General features: G+C 68.3%; 13 protein-coding genes. 9 read left to right on the top strand and 4 right to left on the bottom strand.

Annotated elements, in window-relative coordinates; all coding sequences use genetic code 11:
- Nucleotides 1-109 precede the first annotated feature (109 nt).
- From ACO2RJ_RS05725 to ACO2RJ_RS05705, 5 genes are all read left to right on the top strand, one after another.
- A complete protein-coding gene (locus ACO2RJ_RS05725; RefSeq protein WP_423267025.1) occupies nt 110-1,276 on the top strand; it encodes an AI-2E family transporter in 1,167 nt (388 codons plus the stop codon).
- An 8-nt stretch (nt 1,277-1,284) separates the two neighbouring features.
- Nucleotides 1,285-1,968 carry a hypothetical protein gene (locus ACO2RJ_RS05720; RefSeq protein ID WP_423267024.1) on the top strand — a complete coding sequence of 228 codons (684 nt, stop codon included), beginning with the start codon at nt 1,285-1,287 and terminating at the stop codon, nt 1,966-1,968.
- 98 nt (nt 1,969-2,066) lie between these two features.
- Nucleotides 2,067-4,262, top strand: a complete 2,196-nt coding sequence (locus tag ACO2RJ_RS05715) for an RNA degradosome polyphosphate kinase (protein WP_423268913.1) — start codon at nt 2,067-2,069, stop codon at nt 4,260-4,262.
- 31 nt (nt 4,263-4,293) lie between these two features.
- Entirely contained in the window at nt 4,294-5,850 is a 1,557-nt protein-coding gene (gene ppx, locus ACO2RJ_RS05710; protein WP_423267023.1) for an exopolyphosphatase, read from the top strand.
- Between the two features lie 8 nt (nt 5,851-5,858).
- The gene (locus tag ACO2RJ_RS05705) at nt 5,859-6,245 is read left to right on the top strand and encodes a hypothetical protein (RefSeq protein WP_423267022.1); all 387 of its coding nucleotides are present in this window, start codon (nt 5,859-5,861) and stop codon (nt 6,243-6,245) included.
- A gap of 21 nt (nt 6,246-6,266) precedes the next feature.
- Here the strand turns inward: ACO2RJ_RS05705 and rnd are convergent, their stop codons facing one another.
- Complete coding sequence (gene rnd / locus ACO2RJ_RS05700) at nt 6,267-7,502, bottom strand: ribonuclease D (protein ID WP_423267021.1); 1,236 nt, start codon at nt 7,500-7,502, stop codon at nt 6,267-6,269.
- Nucleotides 7,503-7,648: 146 nt separating this feature from the next.
- Here rnd and aspS point away from each other — a divergent pair, with 146 nt between their 5' ends.
- Nucleotides 7,649-9,505: an aspartate--tRNA ligase gene (aspS, locus tag ACO2RJ_RS05695; RefSeq protein WP_423267020.1), complete on the top strand. Its 1,857-nt coding sequence runs from the start codon at nt 7,649-7,651 to the stop codon at nt 9,503-9,505.
- A gap of 13 nt (nt 9,506-9,518) precedes the next feature.
- Here aspS and ACO2RJ_RS05690 read toward each other — a convergent pair whose 3' ends face one another.
- On the bottom strand, nt 9,519-11,510 hold the full coding sequence (locus ACO2RJ_RS05690) for a hypothetical protein (RefSeq protein ID WP_423267019.1): 1,992 nt from the start codon (nt 11,508-11,510) through the stop codon (nt 9,519-9,521).
- Between the two features lie 206 nt (nt 11,511-11,716).
- On the opposite strand from ACO2RJ_RS05690, the gene ACO2RJ_RS05685 reads away from it, so the two are divergent.
- The 3 genes from ACO2RJ_RS05685 (at nt 11,717) to ACO2RJ_RS05675 (ending at nt 16,195) form a co-directional block, all read left to right on the top strand.
- Entirely contained in the window at nt 11,717-14,029 is a 2,313-nt protein-coding gene (locus ACO2RJ_RS05685; RefSeq protein ID WP_423267018.1) for an NADP-dependent malic enzyme, read from the top strand.
- A gap of 118 nt (nt 14,030-14,147) precedes the next feature.
- Entirely contained in the window at nt 14,148-15,779 is a 1,632-nt protein-coding gene (locus tag ACO2RJ_RS05680; protein WP_423267017.1) for an EAL domain-containing protein, read from the top strand.
- A gap of 131 nt (nt 15,780-15,910) precedes the next feature.
- Nucleotides 15,911-16,195, top strand: a complete 285-nt coding sequence (locus ACO2RJ_RS05675; protein WP_423267016.1) for a YMGG-like glycine zipper-containing protein — start codon at nt 15,911-15,913, stop codon at nt 16,193-16,195.
- 88 nt (nt 16,196-16,283) lie between these two features.
- Here the strand turns inward: ACO2RJ_RS05675 and trpE are convergent, their stop codons facing one another.
- Together trpE and ACO2RJ_RS05665 are read right to left on the bottom strand one after the other, a co-directional pair.
- Nucleotides 16,284-17,801 carry an anthranilate synthase component I gene (trpE, locus tag ACO2RJ_RS05670; RefSeq protein ID WP_423267015.1) on the bottom strand — a complete coding sequence of 506 codons (1,518 nt, stop codon included), beginning with the start codon at nt 17,799-17,801 and terminating at the stop codon, nt 16,284-16,286.
- 29 nt (nt 17,802-17,830) lie between these two features.
- Nucleotides 17,831-19,726, bottom strand: a complete 1,896-nt coding sequence (locus tag ACO2RJ_RS05665) for a SurA N-terminal domain-containing protein (protein ID WP_423267014.1) — start codon at nt 19,724-19,726, stop codon at nt 17,831-17,833.
- Nucleotides 19,727-19,891: the final 165 nt, after the last annotated feature.

The following is a 19,891-nucleotide window of genomic DNA, read 5'->3' as shown; positions in this document are numbered from 1 at the left end:
CGCCGATTTGCCGCTTCGCGACGCCGCCTCGAAGCCCTAGTTTCAGGGGCAGGCGCGGCGGCAGCGCAGCCGCGCCTGCCCCGGGACACTTCAGAGGAGCGTCAGCGCCATGACCCTGCAGCGTCAGGCGTTGTTCTGGCTGGGCGCCGTCATCGCGCTCGCGATGTTTCTCTATGTCTTTTCCAGCATTCTTCTGCCCTTCGTGGCCGGGCTCGCGCTCGCCTATCTGCTCGATCCGCTGGCGGACCGGCTCGAGCGTCTCGGCCTTCCGAGGGTCGCGGCGACGATCGTGATCCTCGCCTGCGTCATCCTCGTTCTCGCGCTGATGGTCATTCTGATCGCGCCCGTTCTGGGCGCGCAACTCGGCAATTTCATCGAGCGTCTCCCGGAGACCGTCGGCCGATTGCAGGAGTTGGTCGCCAAGCAGAACCAGCAATGGCTGGACCGCCTGCTGGGCCAGGGGCTGGGACAGGTGAAGGCGTCGCTCGGGACCGTGGTCGGCCAGGGCGTGAACTGGCTGACCTCCTTCCTGGCCTCGCTCTGGTCCGGAGGGCAGGCGATCGCCTCCGTGCTCAGCCTGCTGGTGCTCGCGCCGGTGATCGCGTTCTACATGCTGATCGACTGGGACCGGATGATCGGGACCATCGACGACTGGATCCCTCTGCGGCACAAGCAGACGATCCGACAGATCGCCCGCGAGATGGACGACGGAATCGCGGGCTTCGTCCGCGGCCAGGCGCTCGTCTGCCTGATTCTCGGCACCTTCTACGCCGTCGCGCTCACCATGATCGGCCTCAATTTCGGTCTGGTGATCGGGCTCGGCGCCGGGCTCATCGGATTCATCCCTTATGTCGGCTCGGTGACGGGGCTGATCGTCTCCGTCGGCGTCGCGATCGTCCAGTTCTGGCCGGATTGGACCATGGTGCTGGTCGTGTTGGGGATCTTCGTCGCCGGCCAATTCGTCGAAGGCAACATCCTCCAGCCCCGGCTCGTCGGCCGTTCGGTGGGCTTGCACCCGGTCTGGCTGATGTTCGCGCTGGTCGCCTTCGGCTATCTGTTTGGCTTCGTCGGACTTCTTGTCGCCGTGCCGCTCGCGGCGGCGGTCGGGGTGCTCGCGCGCTTCGGCGTGCGGCGCTACCTCGAAAGTCCTCTCTATACAGGGGAGCGCGAGGACGAGACTGAGGTTCTGCCCGGCGGGCCGCCGGGCGCGAGCCTCGGCCGGGCCTGGGCCGGCAAGAACACGCCTGGTCTCCCAGACCATTCCAAGGGACCGTGAGGGCCTCGATGCCGCGTGAGGCCGTCCGACAGCTGACGCTTGATCTGCCCCACGCCGCGCGGCTCGGCGTCGAGGATTTCTGGATCGCGCCGTCCAATCAGGAGGCCCACGATCTGGTCACCTCCTGGCCGCGCTGGCCCGACCGGTCGCTTCTGCTCGCCGGCCCTGAAGGCGCCGGCAAGAGCCACCTCGCCGCGATCTGGCGAGCTCAGACCGGCGGCGTCCAGGCCGCCGACATGGATTCCGCGATCCAATCGATGCGGGAAGACGCCGCAACGCCGATGCTGGTCGAAGACGTCGACGGCGCGTCGGAGACGGCGCTGTTCCACCTTCTGAACGTCGCGCGCGAGGGGCGCGGGTGCCTCCTGCTCACGGCGCGCAGCGGGCCGACGAGCGACTGGCCACGTCTCCCGGACCTCGCCTCCCGCCTGCGCGCCCTGCCGACCGCCCGGCTCGGTCAGCCCGACGACGCCACGGTCGAGGCCGTGCTGGTCAAGCTGCTGGACGATCGCCAATTGCGGGTCGACGCCGACGTCGTGAGCTTTCTCGCGCAGCGCTGCGACCGGTCGCTCGGCGCGGTCCGCCGGCTGGCCGCCGCCATCGACCGGGAGTCGCTCGCGAGGGGTCGCGCGGTGGGGCGCAAGCTTGCCGGCGACGTTCTGGCCCGCCTGCAGGAGGAGGAGGGCGAGTGACCGACGTTACGAAGCCGTCACAGAAACGTCGTAAGGAGCCGCCGCAGTCGGGGCGCGCGGAGACCGTGGCGCCTGCGCATGACGGGAAGGTCGAGCCGATGAACGAGAGCGTCCGCGTTCCGCCGCGCGAAGCGATCGCCGAGGTCAAGCTCGCAACTCCCGACGTGCCCGAGACGAAAGCGGGCGATCCCTCGCGCTTCGTAAACCGGGAGGTTTCGTGGATCGGCTTCAATCGCCGCGTGCTGGAGGAGGCCTCGAACCTCAGCCACCCGGTCCTGGAGCAGCTGCGTTTCCTCTCCATCTCGGCCAACAACCTCGACGAATTCTTCATGGTCCGGGTCGCCGGCCTCCGCGGCCAGTTCCGCTCGGGCCTGATCGAGCTCAGCCCGGACGGACTGACTCCTGCCGAGCAGCTCGCGCGGATCGGAGAGCTCGTCTCCTCGCTCGCCCACGACCAGCAGACCCGTTGGCTTGAGCTGCGCGCGCAACTGCTCTCGGTCGGCATCGTCCTCGCCGACGGTGCGACGCTGACCAAGTCCGAGCGCGTTTGGCTCGAGGATTATTTCCTGAATTACGTGTTCCCCGTCCTTACGCCGCTTGCGGTCGATCCGGCGCATCCCTTCCCGTTCATCCCCAATCTCGGCTTCACCATCGCGCTGCAGCTGGCGCGCCACGCCGACGGGCGGCCGCTCAGCGCGCTGATCCGCATGCCGGCCCGCATCGAGCGCTTCATCCGGCTGCCCGACGCGGAGAAGGCCGGCGCTCGCTTCATCAGCCTCGAACAGGTGATCGGCCTGTTCATCGCCCGCCTGTTCCCTGGCTATGCGGTCACGTCGCAGGCGGCGTTCCGCGTGATCCGCGACAGCGACCTCGAAGTCGAGGAGGAGGCCGAGGATCTCGTCCGCACCTTCGAGAGCGCGCTCAAGCGCCGCCGTCGCGGCTCGGTGATCCGTCTTGAGATCGAGAACACGATGCCGCCCGAGCTGCGCGCCTTCGTGGTCGCGGCGCTGCATGTCGCGGACGACGAGGTCTTCGTGGTCGACGGGGTCCTCGCGCTCGGCGATCTCAGCCAGATCGTCTCGATCGATCGTCCGGACCTCAAGTTCAAGGTCTACAATCCGCGCTTCCCCGAACGCATCCGCGAGCAGGCGGGCGACGTCTTCGCGGCGATCCGCGAGAAGGACTTCATCGTCCATCACCCCTACGAGTCGTTCGACGCGGTCGTGCAGTTCCTGAACCAGGCGGCGCGCGATCCGAACGTCGTAGCGATCAAGCAGACGCTCTACAGGACCTCGTCCGACAGCCCGATCGTGCGCGCCCTGGCCGAAGCCGCGGAGGCCGGCAAGTCGGTGACCGCGCTGGTCGAGCTGAAGGCCCGCTTCGACGAGGAGGCCAACATCCGCTGGTCGCGCGATCTGGAGCGCGCCGGCGCGCAGGTCGTGTTCGGCTTCATCGAGCTGAAGACCCACTCCAAGCTCTCGCTCGTGGTGCGGCGCGAGGGCGGCGGGCTCACGACCTACTGCCATGTGGGCACAGGCAACTACCATCCCGTCACGGCGAAGATCTACACCGACCTGTCGTTCTTCACCGCCGATCCGACGATCGGGCGAGACGTCGGCCGGCTGTTCAACTTCATCACCGGCTATGCCGAACCCGATACGCTGGAGCTGATGGCCGCGTCGCCGCACACCCTGCGGAAACGGTTCCTCCAGCATGTCGCCGAGGAGATCGAGCATGCGAAGGCCGGCCGGCCGGCGGCGATCTGGGGCAAGTGCAACAGCCTGGTCGATCCCGAGACGATCGACGCCCTCTACGAGGCGAGCCGGGCGGGCGTGAAGATCGATTTCGTGGTGCGCGGCATGTGCTCCCTTCGCCCGGGCGTGCCCGGCTTGAGCGAGAACATCCGCGTGAAGTCGATCGTCGGCCGGTTCCTCGAGCACAGCCGCATCTACGCCTTCGGCAACGGCCACGGTCTGCCGTCGCCGCAGGCGCATGTCTACATCTCCTCGGCCGATCTCATGCAGCGCAACCTCGACCGGCGGGTCGAGGCGATGCTGCCGATCCTCAACCCGACGGTGCATGAGCAGGTGCTCGACCAGATCATGGTGGCGAACCTGAAGGACAATCAGCAGAGCTGGACCGTCTTGCCCGACGGCGGCTCGCGCCGCATAGTCCCCGCCGACGGCGAGGAGCCGTTCAACGCGCACCAGTATTTCATGACCAATCCGAGCCTCTCAGGACGCGGAAAATCAGTGAAGACCAGCTCGCCCCGTCGACTGGCCAAGCGTGGGTAAAAATCGCCAGGCCGACAGCGCGATTGGCCGCATGACCCTCGGGTCCGCCGCCTCCGAGCCTCTCGCTTCGGTCGGCGGCGAGGCCCCGCTGGCGCGCGGCAGGCTGCCGATCGGCCCGCCGGTCGCGATCATCGACATCGGCTCTAACTCGGTGCGCCTCGTCGTCTACGAGGGCCTGTCGCGCGCGCCGACCGCCATGTTCAACGAGAAGGAGCTCTGCGCGCTCGGCCGCTCGGTCGCGGTGACCGGCAAGCTCTCCGACGAGTCGATCGACAAGGCGCTGATCGCGCTGAAGCGGTTCCGAAGGCTCGCCGACGGCATGGGCGTGGGCCGGGTCCACGTGCTCGCGACGGCGGCCGTTCGCGACGCCGCGAATGGATCCGATTTCATCAGGGCGGCGGAGGAGATCTGCCGACAGCCCGTCGAACTGCTGTCCGGGGCGCGTGAGGCGCACCTCTCGGCTCTCGGCGTCCTGTCGGGGTGTTTCCGGCCGGACGGCGTGGTCGGGGATCTCGGCGGCGGCAGTCTTGAGCTGATCGACGTCGCCAAGGACCGCATCGGCGCCGGCATGACCTTCCCGCTGGGCGGCATCCGCCTGCAGGACGTCTCGGACCGGTCGATCAAGAAGGCCGACCGCGTCGTTCGCGACTCGCTCGAAGATGCGAAGCATCTCGGCAAGCTGAAGGGGCGGGCCTTCTACGCGGTCGGCGGCACCTGGCGGGCGCTCGCCCATATGCACATGGTGCAGAAGAACTATCCGCTGCACGTGCTGCACGGCTACACGATACCGGCGCGCGAGGCGCTTGAGTTCTGCCGCCTCGTGAGACGCGTGGATCCTGACACGCTGCCCGCCGTCGGCGTCGTGTCGTCGGAGCGGCGCCCGCTGCTCGCCTATGGCGCGCTCGTGCTCGAACACATCATCCGGATCGGCAAGCCGAGCGAAATCGCCATGTCAGGGCTCGGCGTCCGCGAGGGTCTGCTCTACGAGCTGCTCGACGAGGGCACGCGCCGCGAGGACGCGCTGCTGACGTCGGCGCGCGAACTGGGCTGGCTTCGGGCGCGCGATCCTCGCCACGGCGAGGACCTCGCGCTCTGGACCGACAAGCTGTTCCGCAGCGCGGACATTGACGAGACCGTCGAGGAGAAGCGGTGGCGTCACGCCGCCTGCCATCTCGCCGACCTCGCCTGGCGCGTCCATCCCGACTATCGCGGCGAGCAGGCGCTGGACACGATCGCCCACGCGGCCTTCACGGGCGTCGATCACCCCGGCCGGGCGTTTATGGCGCTGTCGATCTTCTACCGCCACATGGGACTGCTCGACGACGAGGCCTCGCCGCGCATCCGCGAACTCGCCTCGACCCGTATTCTCGACCGGGCCCGCACGCTGGGCGGCGCGATGCGCGTCGCCTACCTCATCTCCGCGGCCGTACCAGGCGTGCTTCCGGTGACGCCGCTCGCGGTGAAGGGCGATGTTCTGACGCTGAAGCTGCCCGCCGAACTGCAGGACCTCGTGAGCGACCGTCTCAAGAACCGCCTGAACAAGCTCGGGAAGCTGCTGGCGCGGCCGACCGCCGTCGTGACGGGGTAGAGACGCGCATGCGCCGTCCGTCGCGCAAGACCGCGTCGCCGCCTCGATCGGCGATCGCCGAGTCTTCGCCGCCGCCCCGCGCCGAGTCGGGCGAGACCGGGCTGGCGCGCTACATCCTGCCGAGCTCCGGCACGATGATCGGCATCTGCACCACGCTGGTCGGGCTCGTGAAATTTCTCGAAAGCCAATCGGGACCGAGCCATGTCGACGAGTACGGCTCTCTGATCGCCGTCTGTTTCCTGTCGAGCGCCGTGCTGTCCTATCTCGCCATCCGGATGGCGAGCGCCCGTCCGCGCGTCAGCCGTCGCTGCGAGCGGGTCGCGGACGTGTTCTTCCTCGTCGGGCTCGTCAGCGTAGTCGGGATCGGAGTTCTGTTCGCGTTCGAGGCGGTGTGAGAGTCCGCCAGCGTAACCCGTTCACGACTGATCCGCGGCCGAGGGCGCCGGCTCATCGCGCTTGTCCTGCCCGCGACGGGAGCGGGCGACCTGAAAGGCGCCGCCCGCGCCGGCGTCACGCTCAAGCGTGACGACCCGCCCGCGCTCGACCGAGAGCGCCAAAGCGCCGGCCTTCAGTTTGAGCGCCAGATCGCCGAACAGCTCCCGGCGCCAGCCGTGCAGCGCCGGAACGTCCGCGGCGTCGTCGGCCGCGATCTGCTCGAGATCGTCGACATTGGCGATGATCTTGGCGGCCACCGCATTCCTCTCCGCGATCATGCGCAGCAGGACCTTCAGGAGCTCGACCGTCGCGGGATTGCCGCCGACGCCGCGGTCGCGGTCAAGTTCTGGCAGCTCCGAAGGATCGCGCGCCAGACCACGCGCTACGGCTTCGAGAATCTCCTGTCCGGCGCGGGAGCGTTCATAGCCCCGTGGGAACGCGCGCAAGCCGCCGAGGGCCTCGACGGTCTTCGGCGCGCGGCTTGCGACTTCGAGCAGTGCGTCGTCCTTGAGGACGCGGGAGCGAGGCACGTCGCGGGTCTGCGCCTCGCGCTCCCGCCATGCCGCGGCCTCGATCATCACGGCGAGATCCCGCGGCTTGCGCAGCCGCGAGCGAAAGCGCTTCCAGGCGTCGTCCGGGTGCGACTCGTAAGTCGCCGGCGACGTCAGCACCTCCATCTCCTCGACCAGCCAGCCGGCCCGCCCGCGGCGCTCCAGGTCGGCTGAAAGCTTGGCGTAGACGGTCCGGAGATGGGTCACGTCGGCGATCGCGTAGTCGATCTGCTCGTCGCTCAGCGGGCGGCGGCTCCAGTCGGTGAAGCGCGAGGACTTGTCGAGCGTGACGCCCGCCGTGCGCTGGACGAGCTGGTCGTAGGACACCGAGTCGCCGAAGCCGAGCACCATGGCCGCCACCTGAGTGTCGAAAACGGGATGGGGGACGCGGCCGGACAGATGGTGGAAGATCTCAATGTCCTGGCGGCCCGAATGGAAGACCTTCAGCACGCGCTCGTCGGTCATCAGCTCGAACAGCGGCGCCAGGTCGATTCTCTCGGCGAGCGCGTCGACGACGACAGGCCCGTCGTCGTCGGCGATTTGCACCACGCAGAGCTTCGGCCAGAAGGTCGTTTCGCGCAGGAATTCGGTGTCGACCGTCACATAGGCCGCGCGCGCGAAACGGGCGCAGGCTTTGGTCAGATCTTCGGTGGTCGTGATCATCATCGTCGGCGATATACAAGAACCGTTCGGCGGTGTCTTGCCTTTGCCGAGCCGGCCGAACGGCCGGCGCGCCTTGACAAGCCTCGGGGCGCATGCCGTCTTCCGCGCGCTCTCAGGCCGGCCGCCGGCCGCACGTCAGGACGCTCACGATGCACCGCTACCGCACCCACACCTGCGGCGACCTCCGTTCCGAGCATGTCGGGCAGGACGTTCGGCTTTCCGGCTGGGTGCACCGCGTCCGCGACCATGGCGGGCTGCTGTTCGTCGACCTGCGCGACCATTACGGCGTCACCCAGGTCGTCGCCGATCCGGATTCGCCTGCGTTTGCGGCGATCGAGAAGGCGCGTTCGGAGTGGGTGATCCGGATTGACGGCAAGGTGCGCACGCGCCCCGCCGGCACCGAGAACGCCGACCTTCCGACCGGCCAGGTCGAGCTGTTCGCGACCGCGGTCGAAACGCTCGGACCGTCGGCGGAGCTGCCGCTGCCGGTGTTCGGCGACCAGGACTACCCGGAAGAGACGCGGCTGAAATACCGCTTCCTCGATCTCCGCCGCGACCGCATCCATAAGAACGTCATGAAGCGCGGCGCGATCATCGACAGCCTGCGCCGGCGAATGCGCGATCAGGGCTTCTTCGAGTTCCAGACGCCGATCCTCACCGCGTCGAGCCCGGAAGGCGCGCGCGACTTCCTGGTGCCCTCACGCCTTCATCCGGGCAAGTTCTACGCGCTGCCGCAGGCGCCGCAGCAGTTCAAGCAGCTGATGATGATCGCGGGCTTCGACCGCTACTTCCAGATCGCGCCCTGCTTCCGCGACGAGGACCCGCGCGCCGACCGCAGCCCGGGCGAGTTTTACCAGCTCGACATCGAGATGAGCTTCGTCGAGCAGGAGGACGTGTTCCAGGCGGTCGAGCCCGTCATGCGCGGCGTGTTCGAGGAATTCGCGGACGGCCAGCCCGTCACGCAGTCCTTCCCGCGCATCGCCTACAAGGACGCGATGCTGAAATACGGCTCGGACAAGCCGGATCTCCGCAACCCGCTCGTCATCGCCGACGTCACGGCAGAGTTCTCCGACCCGACCGTCACCTTCAACGCCTTCAAGCGCGTGATCGAGGCGGGCGGCGTGGTGCGGGCGATCCCGGCGCCGGGCGCCGGCGCGCAGCCGCGCTCGTTCTTCGACAAGCTGAACGACTGGGCGCGGGGCGAGGGGGCGCCCGGCCTCGGCTACATCACCTTCGAGGAGGGCGGCTCGCTGCCGCAGACCTTCGGCGGCGACCATCTTTCGCCGCCTGCCACGAAGCTGCTCGAGGGCAAGGGACCGATCGCGAAATTCGTGCCCGTCGACGTTCAGCGGAAGATCGCGTCGAAGCTCGGCCTGAAGGCCGGCGACAGCGTGTTTTTCGCCTGCGACCTGCCCGACAAGGCCGCAGCGCTCGCCGGCAAGGCCCGCACGCAGGTGGGGACCCAGCTCGGCCTGTCCAGGACGACGGGCTTTGAGTTCTGCTGGATCGTCGACTTCCCGATGTTCGAGTTCAACGAGGACGAGAAGCGCGTCGACTTCTCGCACAATCCGTTCTCGATGCCGCAGGGCGGGCTCGAGGCGCTGGAGTCGCAGGATCCGCTGACGATCAACGCCTACCAGTACGACATCGTCTGCAACGGCGTGGAGCTGTCGTCCGGCGCGATCCGGAACCATCGGCCGGACATCATGCGCAAGGCGTTCGAGATCGCCGGCTACGGCGCGGACGTGCTGGAGGCGAAGTTCGGCGGCATGCTGCGCGCGCTGACCTACGGCGCCCCGCCGCATGGCGGCATCGCGCCAGGCGTCGACCGCATCGTCATGCTGCTGTGCGGCGAGGACAACCTGCGCGAGGTCGTGGCCTTCCCGATGAACCAGCGCGCCGAAGATCTGCTGATGGGCGCGCCCTCGGAGGTCAGCCCGAAACAGCTGCGGGAGTTGCACATCCGCTTGGCCGTTCCGCAGGCTCAGGCTCCCCGGTCCGAGTGACCGGAGGGCGCGCTCAGCGCTTATAGAGGATCGTCACGTCGACCGTCTGGGCGATGCCGGCCGGACCGAGCGGCAGCGATTGCAGGACGTCGATGAACCGTGTCTCCTGTGACTTCGGCAAGATCGTCACTGCGAGCGTTCGCGGGTCGCGCACGAAATCCGCAAGCGATTGCGCCGAGTCCGTCGCCGGCGGCCCGAACAGCCGGGCGACCATGTCCTGGGCGTCTCGCGCCGTCGACTCCCGGTAGAGCTCGACCGGCTGGCCGGCCTTCGCGGCGGCGCGGCGCATCAGCGTGTCGATAACGCCCTCATTGCGGAGGGTGAACGAGAACGGCTGCAGCAGCACCGCGCTCAGCTTTTCAATGAAGGACGCTCCCGTGCTCATGGCGAGCAGGGGATCCACCTCCGCGAGTTCGCCCTTCGCCGTGACATGGCCAAGGTCCTCGAAGTCGTAGTCGAAGGCGTCGACCGAAAGCGTCTTCGTGCTCGGATCGAGCGTGACCGCCATCTTCGCCGAACCGCGAAGACCGGCGAGCGCGACGGTCTGCAGCGCGTTCGCCGCCCACCCGCCGGGCGGCGGCGTCATGTTCAGTCCGTCGAGCCTGGCGGCGATCCGTTGGGGAACGACGTCCGCCGGAGCGTCGAAATCGAGGCGCCCCTGGTCGAGCTTGATCTTGGCTCCAGCCGCGGAGACGTCCGCCTGTCCGATCTCGACGCCGGCGAGCCTGGGCGCGATCCGCACCACATCCTCGGCGGTCGGCTCGAACGACAGCAGCGTCTCGTCGCGGCCGACTTTCTCGGCGTAGGTCACCAGACCGTTCGCGTCGAACTTCGTGGCGGCGGCGTGCGCCAATGCGGCGCGCCCGCCGTTCCCGTCGGCCAGCGTCAGCCCTCCGATGCTGAGACGGTCAAGACGGGCGTCCTGATAAGGCCCGGCCTCGACCGACGCGACCTGGGCGCGCAGCGTCCGTCGCTCCGGCCCGGCGGAGGCTTCGACGGTCGCCCCGCTGACGGCGACGCGTTCGAAAGCCAGAGCGCGGACGCCGTCGGCCAACACCAGCAGTCGTCGCCGGATGTCCGCAGGGGTCGGGGGCTCCGTCCGGCGGGTCAGCCGCGCCAGCTCGTCGAGCTCCGCGGTCGGATAGCTGAGCGGACGGATCCGGACGCCCGCGACCTCGAGCCGATCCGCCGTCACCTGGATACGTCCGGTCGGCTTGACGGCGAAGCGCGCCGCGACGCGCGAGGCGGTCACGCTCTCCGCCAGCGGCTCGCGTTCGCCAGCGCCGTCGCTTGCATAGAAGCGCCACAAGGTCGGCAGGTTGAGACCCTGATAGACGACCTCGCCGGTCGTGAGGTCGATCCCGTCGTCGGTCTCCGGATTGGAGTCGGAGAGCTGCGGCGCGGTCAGCGTGACCGACTCTGCCGTGGCGCGATCGACGACTCCCTTCTCGATGCGGCCGACCGTGACATTGTGGATGGCGCGGCGGATCCCGGAGCCCTCGTCGCGGATTTCGATCGAGGGCGCCTTCACCCCCGCTAGGGAGATTTGCGCGATGACCTCCGACTGGCTGCGCGCCATACGGCCGACGCCCGGAGTGGTCACCAGCCCGCGCGCAGGCCCGGAATATTGCGCGACGTCGATCGTCGGGATGACGATCGTCTCGCCGCCGCTTGCGATCCGAACGCTCTCGAACAGCACGCGGTTCGCGGTCAGGTCGTCTCGATCCTTGTCGGGATTGACGACGGCGATCGACCCGATGGTCACAGTGCTCAGGGCGCCTGGCGCCTGGATCGAGACGTCGGCCACCGTAACGGTCCATGTCCGCAGATTGACCGATACGGGTCCGCGGTTGACGACGGAGGTGCTCTGCTTGCGAATCTGCTTGAGAGCCTTGTCGACTTCTCTCTCGGCGATCTTCTGCGCGAGGAAGGGCGTCGCGAGGGCGGCGGCCGCTCCGAGCATGACAATCACGGCGGCCGCTATGAGGAAGATCCGCGATTTCATGAAACCCTTTCCGTGCCGTGCTTGCTGATACGAGGAGCCGAATGAATTGGTTCCCCGACGCGGCGCGCTCCTGTCACGGGCCGGCATGGGCCCGCCTGCGGTCGCATCCGCGCCTGACCCTTGACGCGCGATAGGCGGTCGCGTCATGCCGGGCGCAGAGTAGGGTCCGCGGCTAACGTGAGACCGCCGTCTTGGGGGAGAACGCGATGGCCAGCGGAATGTCTGACGAGCTTCGCACAGGCGCTCTGGTCTATCACCGCGGCTCATCAGCCACCGGCGCGCGACCGGGCAAGCTCGAGATCCAGGCGACGAAGCCGCTCGGCAACCAGCGCGACCTTGCGCTCGCTTATTCGCCGGGGGTCGCCGCCGCCTGCGACGCGATCGCCGAGGATCCCGACCTCGCGGCCGAACTCACCATCCGCCAGAACCTCGTCGCGGTGCTGACCAACGGCACGGCCGTGCTCGGGCTCGGGAACATCGGCCCCCTCGCCGGAAAGCCGGTGATGGAGGGCAAGGCGGTCCTGTTCAAGAAGTTCGCCGGCATCGACGTCTTCGACATCGAGGTCGCTGAGACCGACGCCAAGCGGCTGATCGAGGTCGTGTGCGCGCTGGAGCCGACCTTCGGCGGCATCAATCTCGAGGACATCAAGGCGCCGGAGTGCTTCGAGGTCGAAGAGGCCTGCCGCGCGCGGATGGGCATTCCCGTCTTCCACGATGACCAGCACGGCACCGCCATCATCGTCGCGGCGGCGATCACCAACGGGCTCGAACTCGCAGGCAAGGCGCTGTCGGCGGTCAAAATCGTCACCTCGGGCGCCGGCGCGGCTGCCATCGCCTGCCTGAACCTTCTGGTGACGCTCGGCGCGAAGCGCGAGAACATCTGGGTCACGGACATCGAGGGCGTCGCCTATGAAGGCCGCGAAGCCCTCATGGACCGCTGGAAGAGCGTCTACGCTCAGAAGACCGACGCCCGCACCCTCGGCGAGGTGATCGACGGCGCGGACGTGTTTCTCGGCCTCTCCGCGGGCGGCGTGCTGAAGCCCGATATGGTCGCGAGGATGGCCGCGAAGCCGATGATCCTGGCGCTCGCCAATCCGACGCCGGAGATCATGCCGGACGAGGCGAGGGCGGCGAGCCCCGGCGCGATGATCTGCACCGGCCGTTCGGATTTTCCGAACCAGGTCAACAACGTGCTGTGCTTTCCTTATATCTTCCGCGGAGCGCTCGACGTCGCCGCGAGCGAGATCAACGAGCACATGAAGGCGGCGGCGGTGCGCGCGATCGCGGCGCTTGCCCGCGAACCGTCGTCGGACGTCGTCTCCAAAGCCTATGGCGGCGAGACGCGCCTGTTCGGACCGGACTCCCTGATCCCAAGCCCCTTTGATCCCCGGCTTATCCTCCGGATCGCGCCGGCGGTGGCGCGCGCCGCGATGGAGACGGGCGTCGCCAAGCGGCCGATCGCCGACTTCCGCGCCTATGAGGAGCAGCTCAACCGCTTCGTGTTCCGCTCCGGATTCGTGATGAAGCCGGTGTTCAGCGCCGCCCGCAACGAGCCGAAGCGCGTGATCTACGCCGACGGCGAAGACGAGAGGGCGTTGCGCGCCGCGCAGGTCGCGATCGAAGAAGGCATCGCGACCCCGATCCTGATCGGCAGGCCGCATGTGATGGAGGTCCGAGCCAAGCGTTACGGCCTGACGTTCAAGCCGGGAGTCGACGTCGAGATCGTCAATCCGGAGGACGATAAGCGCTACCGCGATTACGTCGCGCTCTACCTCGACCGCGCTGGTCGCCGGGGCGTGACGCCGGACCGGGCTCGCACGGTGGTGCGCACCAACTCGACGGTCATCGCGGCGCTCGCCGTCCAGCGCGGCGACGCGGACGCGATGATCTGCGGGCTCGAGGGGCGGTTTCACAATCATCTGCGCTACATCGACCAGGTGATCGGACTCGCGCCGGAAGCGCCGGACTATTCGACCCTGTCGCTGCTGATCACGGGCCGAGGCGCGTACTTCCTCACCGACACGTATGTGACGCCGGATCCGGACGCCCAGAGCGTCGCCGATTGCGCGATGCTCGGCGCGCGCAGCGTCGAGCGCTTCGGATTGACGCCGAAGGTCGCGCTTCTCTCGCATTCCAACTTCGGCTCCGACGACACGGCGTCCGCCCGAAAGATGCGCGAAGCGCTGGCGATCCTTCGCACCGTCGCCCCGCACCTCGAAGTCGACGGCGAGATGATGGGCGACGTTGCCCTGACGCCCTCCTTGCGCGAGCGCCTGCTGCCGTCGTCCAGGCTCACGGAGGAGGCCAATCTGCTGGTGTTCCCGAATCTCGACGCCGCGAACATCGCGACGCAGCTCATCAGGACGCTGGCGGACGCTTTGCCGGTCGGTCCGATCCTCGTCGGCGCGGCCAAGCCGGCGCACATCCTGACCCCATCGGTGACGGCGCGCGGAGTGGTGAACATGACCGCGGTCGCCGTCGTCGAGTCCCAGGTCGGATCGGTGTCGCCGCCGACCTGACCGCACTTAGGCTGGCATTAACGAGGCTCGTCCAAGGTAGCTCGTCGTTCGACGCATGCGCATCCGCCACGCGGTTTCGACGACGCGGCGGCTTGTGCCGCCCCGACGGACGGGCGATGTGACGCGAATCGGCGGATTCATTCGGACAAGGCCGCTTCTTGCCGCGCTGGCGTTCGCCGCCGCGCCGGCCGTCGCGCTCAACGTGCTTCTGGCGCTGAGCGCCGTTCAGACTGCGCGCAGCGAGGCGAAAGCCGTCGGCGGCGAAATCATGGCCCTTCTCGAGCCGCGGCTCGACGAAGCGATGTCCGCCCTCGGCAAGCTTGCCAAAGACCAGGTCTGGACCTGCGCCGAATCAGACAGGCGCGCTTTGCAGGGAGCGGTTCACGCCCTGCCGGCGGTGGTCGAAGCGGCGGTGGTCGATCCCGCCGGCGTCGGCCAATGCTCTGGTTTCGACGCGCCGCGCGCCGTCGCCATGCTTTCGCCGGCTCACGGAACGAGCGATTCCGACGTCGTCCTGTCCGCGGGCGAGATCGGCGACCCGGCGTCCCCTGATCGGGTGCTGGTGCTGCAGCTTCGCGGTTCGGGCAAGGATTTGCGGCTCCTCGTCAGCGGCCAACGGCTGTTTCCGCAGATCCTCAACGGCGGACGGGACTCCGCCTTCGTCGCGCGGCTCGCGACCGTCGACGACACGCTCCTCGCGCAGCGTCCCGTAGGCGTCGAGGCGGCGGAGCGAGACAGCGCGTTCGGTCCGAACGTCGCGGTCACGACTTTATCGGCGGGGTATCCGTTGAAGGTGGTCGTGGAGTCGCCGGACGGCGCGCTCACGAACGCGACCAAGCGCATGTTCCTGTATGCGAATCTCGGCGCAGCCGCATGCGTGCTGGGCGCGCTCGCGATCGGGATCGTGGCGACGCGGCTGTCGAACCATCCGGTGCGGCGGATGGCGAGCGGAATCCGGCGCGGTGAGTTCGTGCCCTACTACCAGCCGGTGATCGACATCTCGACGGGCCGTCTCGTCGGGTGCGAGGCGCTCGTCAGGTGGCGGCGTGACGATGGCGAAGTGGTGCCGCCGGGCCGCTTCATCGCGCTGGCGGAGGCGAGCGGCGAGATCTTCCCCATGACGCTGTCGCTCATGCAGACGGCGCGCGACGAACTGGCGGAAGCCTATCGACTGAGGCCCGGCCTCAAGCTCGGCTTCAACCTGTTCGCCGGGCATTTCGACGACGACGCGATCGTCGAAGACATCCGTAGGATATTCCAGGGCTCGTCCATCCGCATGAACCAGCTGATGGTCGAAGTCACCGAACGCTATCCGTTGCCGGACATGCGACGCGCGCGGCTGGTGATCGCCCGGCTGCAGGCGCTGGGCGTCAAGGTCGCCCTGGACGACGTCGGCGCGGGCCATGGCGGACTGTCCTATCTGCTGCGGCTCGGGGTCGACGTGATGAAGATCGACAAGATGTTCGTCGATTCGATCGGCGCCGGTCGCCACTCGGTTGCGATCGTCGACAGCCTCGTGAAACTTGCGGCCGATCTCAATCTGGAGCTGATCGCCGAGGGGGTCGAGACCTTCGAGCAGGTGCAGTATCTGCGCGGCAAGGGCGTGCGCATGGCGCAAGGCTACGTCTTCGCGCCCCCGTTGCCGGCGTCCTCCTTCCTGACGCTCGTGGAGGCGATGTCGCCCGTCCCGCGCCAGGAGATGCGGTCGGGCGCGAACTATGTCGGCCCGCTCCGGCAAGGCGCCGCATGACGCGCCGCGGCCGCGCCGTGACCGAAATGCCGCAATGTTAGCAACTGCTTCGTCACGTCTGAAGGAGCGGGGTGGTCGCAGCGCGCGGGGAGCCTAGAATGACGCTATTGGTAATTGGAGCTCGGACGCCCATGAAGAAAATCAGCTCACTCGTCGCAATTTCCGCGCTCGCGCTGGGTCTCGCGGCCTGCGGAGAGACCCGCAACGAACGCACGCTGAGCGGCGCGCTCATCGGCACGGGCGTCGGCGCCGCCGCCGGCGGCCTTATCGCGGGCAACGCGACCGGCGCGCTTGTCGGCGGCGCTGTCGGCGCCGGCACCGGCGCGGTCATCGGAAACCAGTCGCGTCCTGCGGGCCGGCGTTGCTACGCCACCAACCGCTACGGCGAGCGCTATCGCGTCCCCTGCCGCTACTGAGCGGCGGAGCGACTGAAACTGACTGGGCGGATTTGAGACATTGGCGGGCGCTCCTGAGAGCGCCCGCTTTTTCGTGGCCGCGCGACCGTTATTGACCGCGTCGCGCCGAGCCCGCGAAGCGGCGGGCCTCATCGGCCGCACGGAACAGCGCCTTCGCCTTGTTCACGCACTCGGCCTGCTCGGACGCCGGCACGCTGTCGGCGACGATTCCGGCGCCGGCCTGCACGTGGATTCGCCCGTCCTTCACCACGGCGGTGCGCAGCACGATGCAGGTGTCCATCTCGCCGCTCGCGCCGAAATAGCCGACGCATCCGGCGTAGACGCCCCGCTTGTCCTTTTCCAGTTCGTCGATGATCTCCATCGCCCGCACCTTGGGCGCGCCGGAGACGGTGCCGGCCGGAAACCCCGCCACAAGCGCGTCGAGCGCGTCATGCGGCTGGGCGAGCCGGCCCTCGACGTTCGACACGATGTGCATGACCTGGCTGTAGTACTCGAGGAAGAACTGGTCGGTGACGGTCACCGTGCCGATCTCCGAAACGCGGCCGACGTCGTTGCGGCCGAGGTCGAGCAGCATCAGATGCTCCGCGCGCTCCTTGGGATCGGCGAGCAGCTCCTCGGCGAGCGCCCGGTCCTCGCCGGGGGTCGCGCCGCGCGGCCGGGTGCCCGCGATCGGCCGGATGGTGACGACGCCGTCGCGCATCCGCACGAGGATCTCGGGGCTTGATCCGACGATCTGAAAGCCGCCGAAATCGAGATGGACGAGGAAGGGCGCCGGGTTGGTCCGCCTGAGGGCGCGGTACAGCGCGAAGGCCGGCAGGTCGAACGGCGCCTCGAAGCGCTGCGACAGCACCACCTGAAAGATGTCGCCCGCGGCGATGTATTCCTTAGCCCGGGCGACCATCGCCTCGTATTCGGCCGGCGTGGTGTTCGATGTCAGGGCGTAGCCGTCCGGCGAGGCGAGGACCGCCGCCGGCTCCTTCGGCACGGGGCGGTCGAGCCCGTCGACGACTTCGGTGAGCCGATCGACGGCGCGCGCATGCGCCGCCTCGGCGCCGACGCCGGGCTCGGGGCGGACGGGCGTGATCAGCGTGATCTCGTCCTTTACGCCATCGAACACGACCATCACCGTCGGCCGCATCATCACCGCGTCGGGAACGCCCAGCCGGTCGGGATTGGGCGCCGGAAGCTCCTCCATCTCGCGGACCATGTCGTAGCCGAGATAGCCGAACACGCCCGCCGACATCGGCGGCAGGCCGTCCGGCACGTCGATGCGCGATTCTGCGAGCAGGGTTCTCAGAGCGTCGAGCGGATTCCCCGGACAGGGCGCGAAGCGGCCGGCGCCGGAGAGCGCGTCTCGATCGATCTCGGCCCGTCCGTCCTGGGACCGCCACAGCACGTCCGGCTTGAGGCCGATCATGGAGTAGCGGCCGCGTGTCGCGCCGCCTTCGACCGACTCGAGCAGGAAGGTGTTGGCCCGCCCTTCGGCGAGCTTGAGATAGGCGGAGACGGGAGTCTCCAGGTCGCCGACGAGCGTCGTCGTGACGACCTGGGCGACGCCCGCGCCGTAACGCTTCGCGAAGTCCTCGAAGGAGGGGGCGATCAACATGATGCGTTCCGCGGCGACGTCCGCCGATGTCAGCTGGAGCCGCCGCCGGTGACCTTGGCGATGGCGGTCGGATCGAATTCGGTTCCGAGGTCGTCGCGAAGCTTGCGGACATAGGCCGAGACGATGTCCGCGCCGAGCCCCTGCGCGATCTTCTCCGACTGGCCCATGTCGCCCGGCGTGTTGGGGTCGTAGGGCCGGACGTTTTCTGCGACGACGCGGAACACCAGCCGCGCGCCCTGCTCGTCGGCGGGCGTGGTTCCGAAGCCTTCGACCGGCGCCTGGAACACCGCATTCGCTTGCGCCGCCGTGATCGACGGCGCGCCGCCCATGCGGGTCGTCTCCGCCTGTTCGACCGCGAGCTTCTGCGCGGCGGCGACCTGCTCCAGCGTCTTGCCGGCCTTCAGCTCGGCCATGACGGCGTCGGCGCGAGCGTCGAGCCGCTTGCGCGCTTCCTCTTCGCGCCAGCGCTGCTCCACCACGGCGCGAACCTCGTCGAACGGCCGCTCGCGCGGCGGCGTCACGCCGCGCACGTCGTACCAGACATAGGCGTCGCCCGCGTTGATCGCCTCGGTGTCGCCGCCCAGCGTGGCGCGGAACGCCTCCGGCAGAAGCCGGTCGGCCTGCGGAAGGTCGGCCACGGGCTCTCCATTCGGGTCCTTGCCGGCTTCGTCGATCGCCTCGACGATGCGCAGCGGCGCGTTCTGGGCCTTGGCGATCTCCTCGAGCGTCGCGCCGCCAAGGCGCTGCTCATCGATCTTGTCATGGAGCGCGAGCACGTCCTTGCGCGCGGACTCCTCGGCGAGCACCGCCCGGATCTCGCCCTTGACCGCCTCGAAGCTCTTGACCCTCTGCTGCTGCACGCCGGTGACGCGCAGGATCACGGGGGCGTAGGCGCCCTGGATCGCGTCGCTGACCTCGCCTTGCTTCAGCGCGAAGGCGGCGTCGGCGATCTTCGCGTCGAACATCTGCGCCTTGGTGAGGTCGCCGAGCTGGACGTCTTCGGGCTTCAGCTTCCGCTGAATCATGATCTGCTCGAACAGCGCGCCGCCGCTCTTGATCTGGTCGGACGCGGCCTTGGCCTCCTCGAAGCTCGGGAAACTGATCTGTTCGATCGAGCGCTTCTCCGTCTCGGCGTATTTCGGGCTGTTCGCGTCGTAATAGGCGCGAAGCTCCTGGTCGGAGATGGTCTTGGTTGCGGCGAGCGTCTTCGGATCGAGGGAGAGGATCGCGATCTTGCGGTATTCCGGGGCGTTGAAGCTGCCTTTGCGATCCTCGTAGAACGCGCGGAGCGCCTCGTCCGTGGGGGCGGGCGCTGCGGCGGGCGCCTCCGGCTTCAGGTCGATATAGGCGATCGAGCGGCTGTCGGAATTGTAGGCGTGCAGCGCCTTCAGCATCGCGTCCGGCGTGTCGACGTTCGCCGACAGCGCGTCGGTGAGCTGACGCCGCGCCGAGAACGCCCGCTGCAGGCGGATGTACTCGTTCTCGTTCAGATTGTTCTGGCGCAGGATCTCGTTGAAGGTCACGCGGTCGAAGGAGCCGGTCGGGCCGCGGAAAATCTCGTCGTTCTGAATCTCGCGCGCGACCTCTTCGTCCGAGAGCGAAAGCCTGAGCTTGGCGACGGACGCGTCGATCGCGGCCTCGTTGACCATGTTGCCCAGCACGCGCTCGCCGATCCCGGCCATGCGGGCCTGTTCCGGCGTGATCACCCGCTTCGCCTGCTCGCTGATTCGGCGGAGCTCGTTGGTGTAGGCGTTGCGGAACTCCTCGACCGTGATCTTGCGGTCGCCGACGACGGCGGCGTTCTCGCCGGTCGCGCGGATGCGGAAGATGTCCTCGATGCCCCAGACCGCGAAGCTGGCGACGAGCACGACCAGGAAGCCTTTGGCGATCCAGCCGGCGGCGCCGCTGCGGAGAGCTTGAAGCATCGGAAACTCGCGTCCTTCATGTCGGGCGGCGCGACCGGGTCGTCGCGCGCCATGCGGAGAGGCGCGACCATAGCGAGCCGCGTCCGACCGTCGCAAATCGCAAGAGCGGGAGGAATTTGCAAGCGCCGCGGCATCTGATAGGTCGCGGACATGCACGCCGTCGAG

This window comes from Hansschlegelia sp. KR7-227 (assembly GCF_049446035.1).
Classification (GTDB): domain Bacteria; phylum Pseudomonadota; class Alphaproteobacteria; order Rhizobiales; family Methylopilaceae; genus Methylopila.
The sequence above is the reverse complement of the archived record's forward strand: the minus strand, read 5'-3'. Positions and strand labels throughout refer to the sequence as shown.

Excerpts from the sequence above, each read along its gene's own strand:
- ACO2RJ_RS05725 (WP_423267025.1), top strand. The coding sequence starts at position 110 with ATGACCCTGCAGCGTCAGGCGTTGTTCTGGCTGGGCGCCGTCATCGCG.
- ACO2RJ_RS05720 (WP_423267024.1), top strand. The coding sequence starts at position 1,285 with ATGCCGCGTGAGGCCGTCCGACAGCTGACGCTTGATCTGCCCCACGCC.
- ACO2RJ_RS05715 (WP_423268913.1), top strand. The coding sequence starts at position 2,067 with ATGAACGAGAGCGTCCGCGTTCCGCCGCGCGAAGCGATCGCCGAGGTC.
- ppx (WP_423267023.1), top strand. The coding sequence starts at position 4,294 with ATGACCCTCGGGTCCGCCGCCTCCGAGCCTCTCGCTTCGGTCGGCGGC.
- ACO2RJ_RS05705 (WP_423267022.1), top strand. The coding sequence starts at position 5,859 with ATGCGCCGTCCGTCGCGCAAGACCGCGTCGCCGCCTCGATCGGCGATC.
- rnd (WP_423267021.1), bottom strand. The coding sequence starts at position 7,502 with ATGATGATCACGACCACCGAAGATCTGACCAAAGCCTGCGCCCGTTTC.
- aspS (WP_423267020.1), top strand. The coding sequence starts at position 7,649 with ATGCACCGCTACCGCACCCACACCTGCGGCGACCTCCGTTCCGAGCAT.
- ACO2RJ_RS05690 (WP_423267019.1), bottom strand. The coding sequence starts at position 11,510 with ATGAAATCGCGGATCTTCCTCATAGCGGCCGCCGTGATTGTCATGCTC.
- ACO2RJ_RS05685 (WP_423267018.1), top strand. The coding sequence starts at position 11,717 with ATGGCCAGCGGAATGTCTGACGAGCTTCGCACAGGCGCTCTGGTCTAT.
- ACO2RJ_RS05675 (WP_423267016.1), top strand. The coding sequence starts at position 15,911 with ATGAAGAAAATCAGCTCACTCGTCGCAATTTCCGCGCTCGCGCTGGGT.
- trpE (WP_423267015.1), bottom strand. The coding sequence starts at position 17,801 with ATGTTGATCGCCCCCTCCTTCGAGGACTTCGCGAAGCGTTACGGCGCG.
- ACO2RJ_RS05665 (WP_423267014.1), bottom strand. The coding sequence starts at position 19,726 with ATGCTTCAAGCTCTCCGCAGCGGCGCCGCCGGCTGGATCGCCAAAGGC.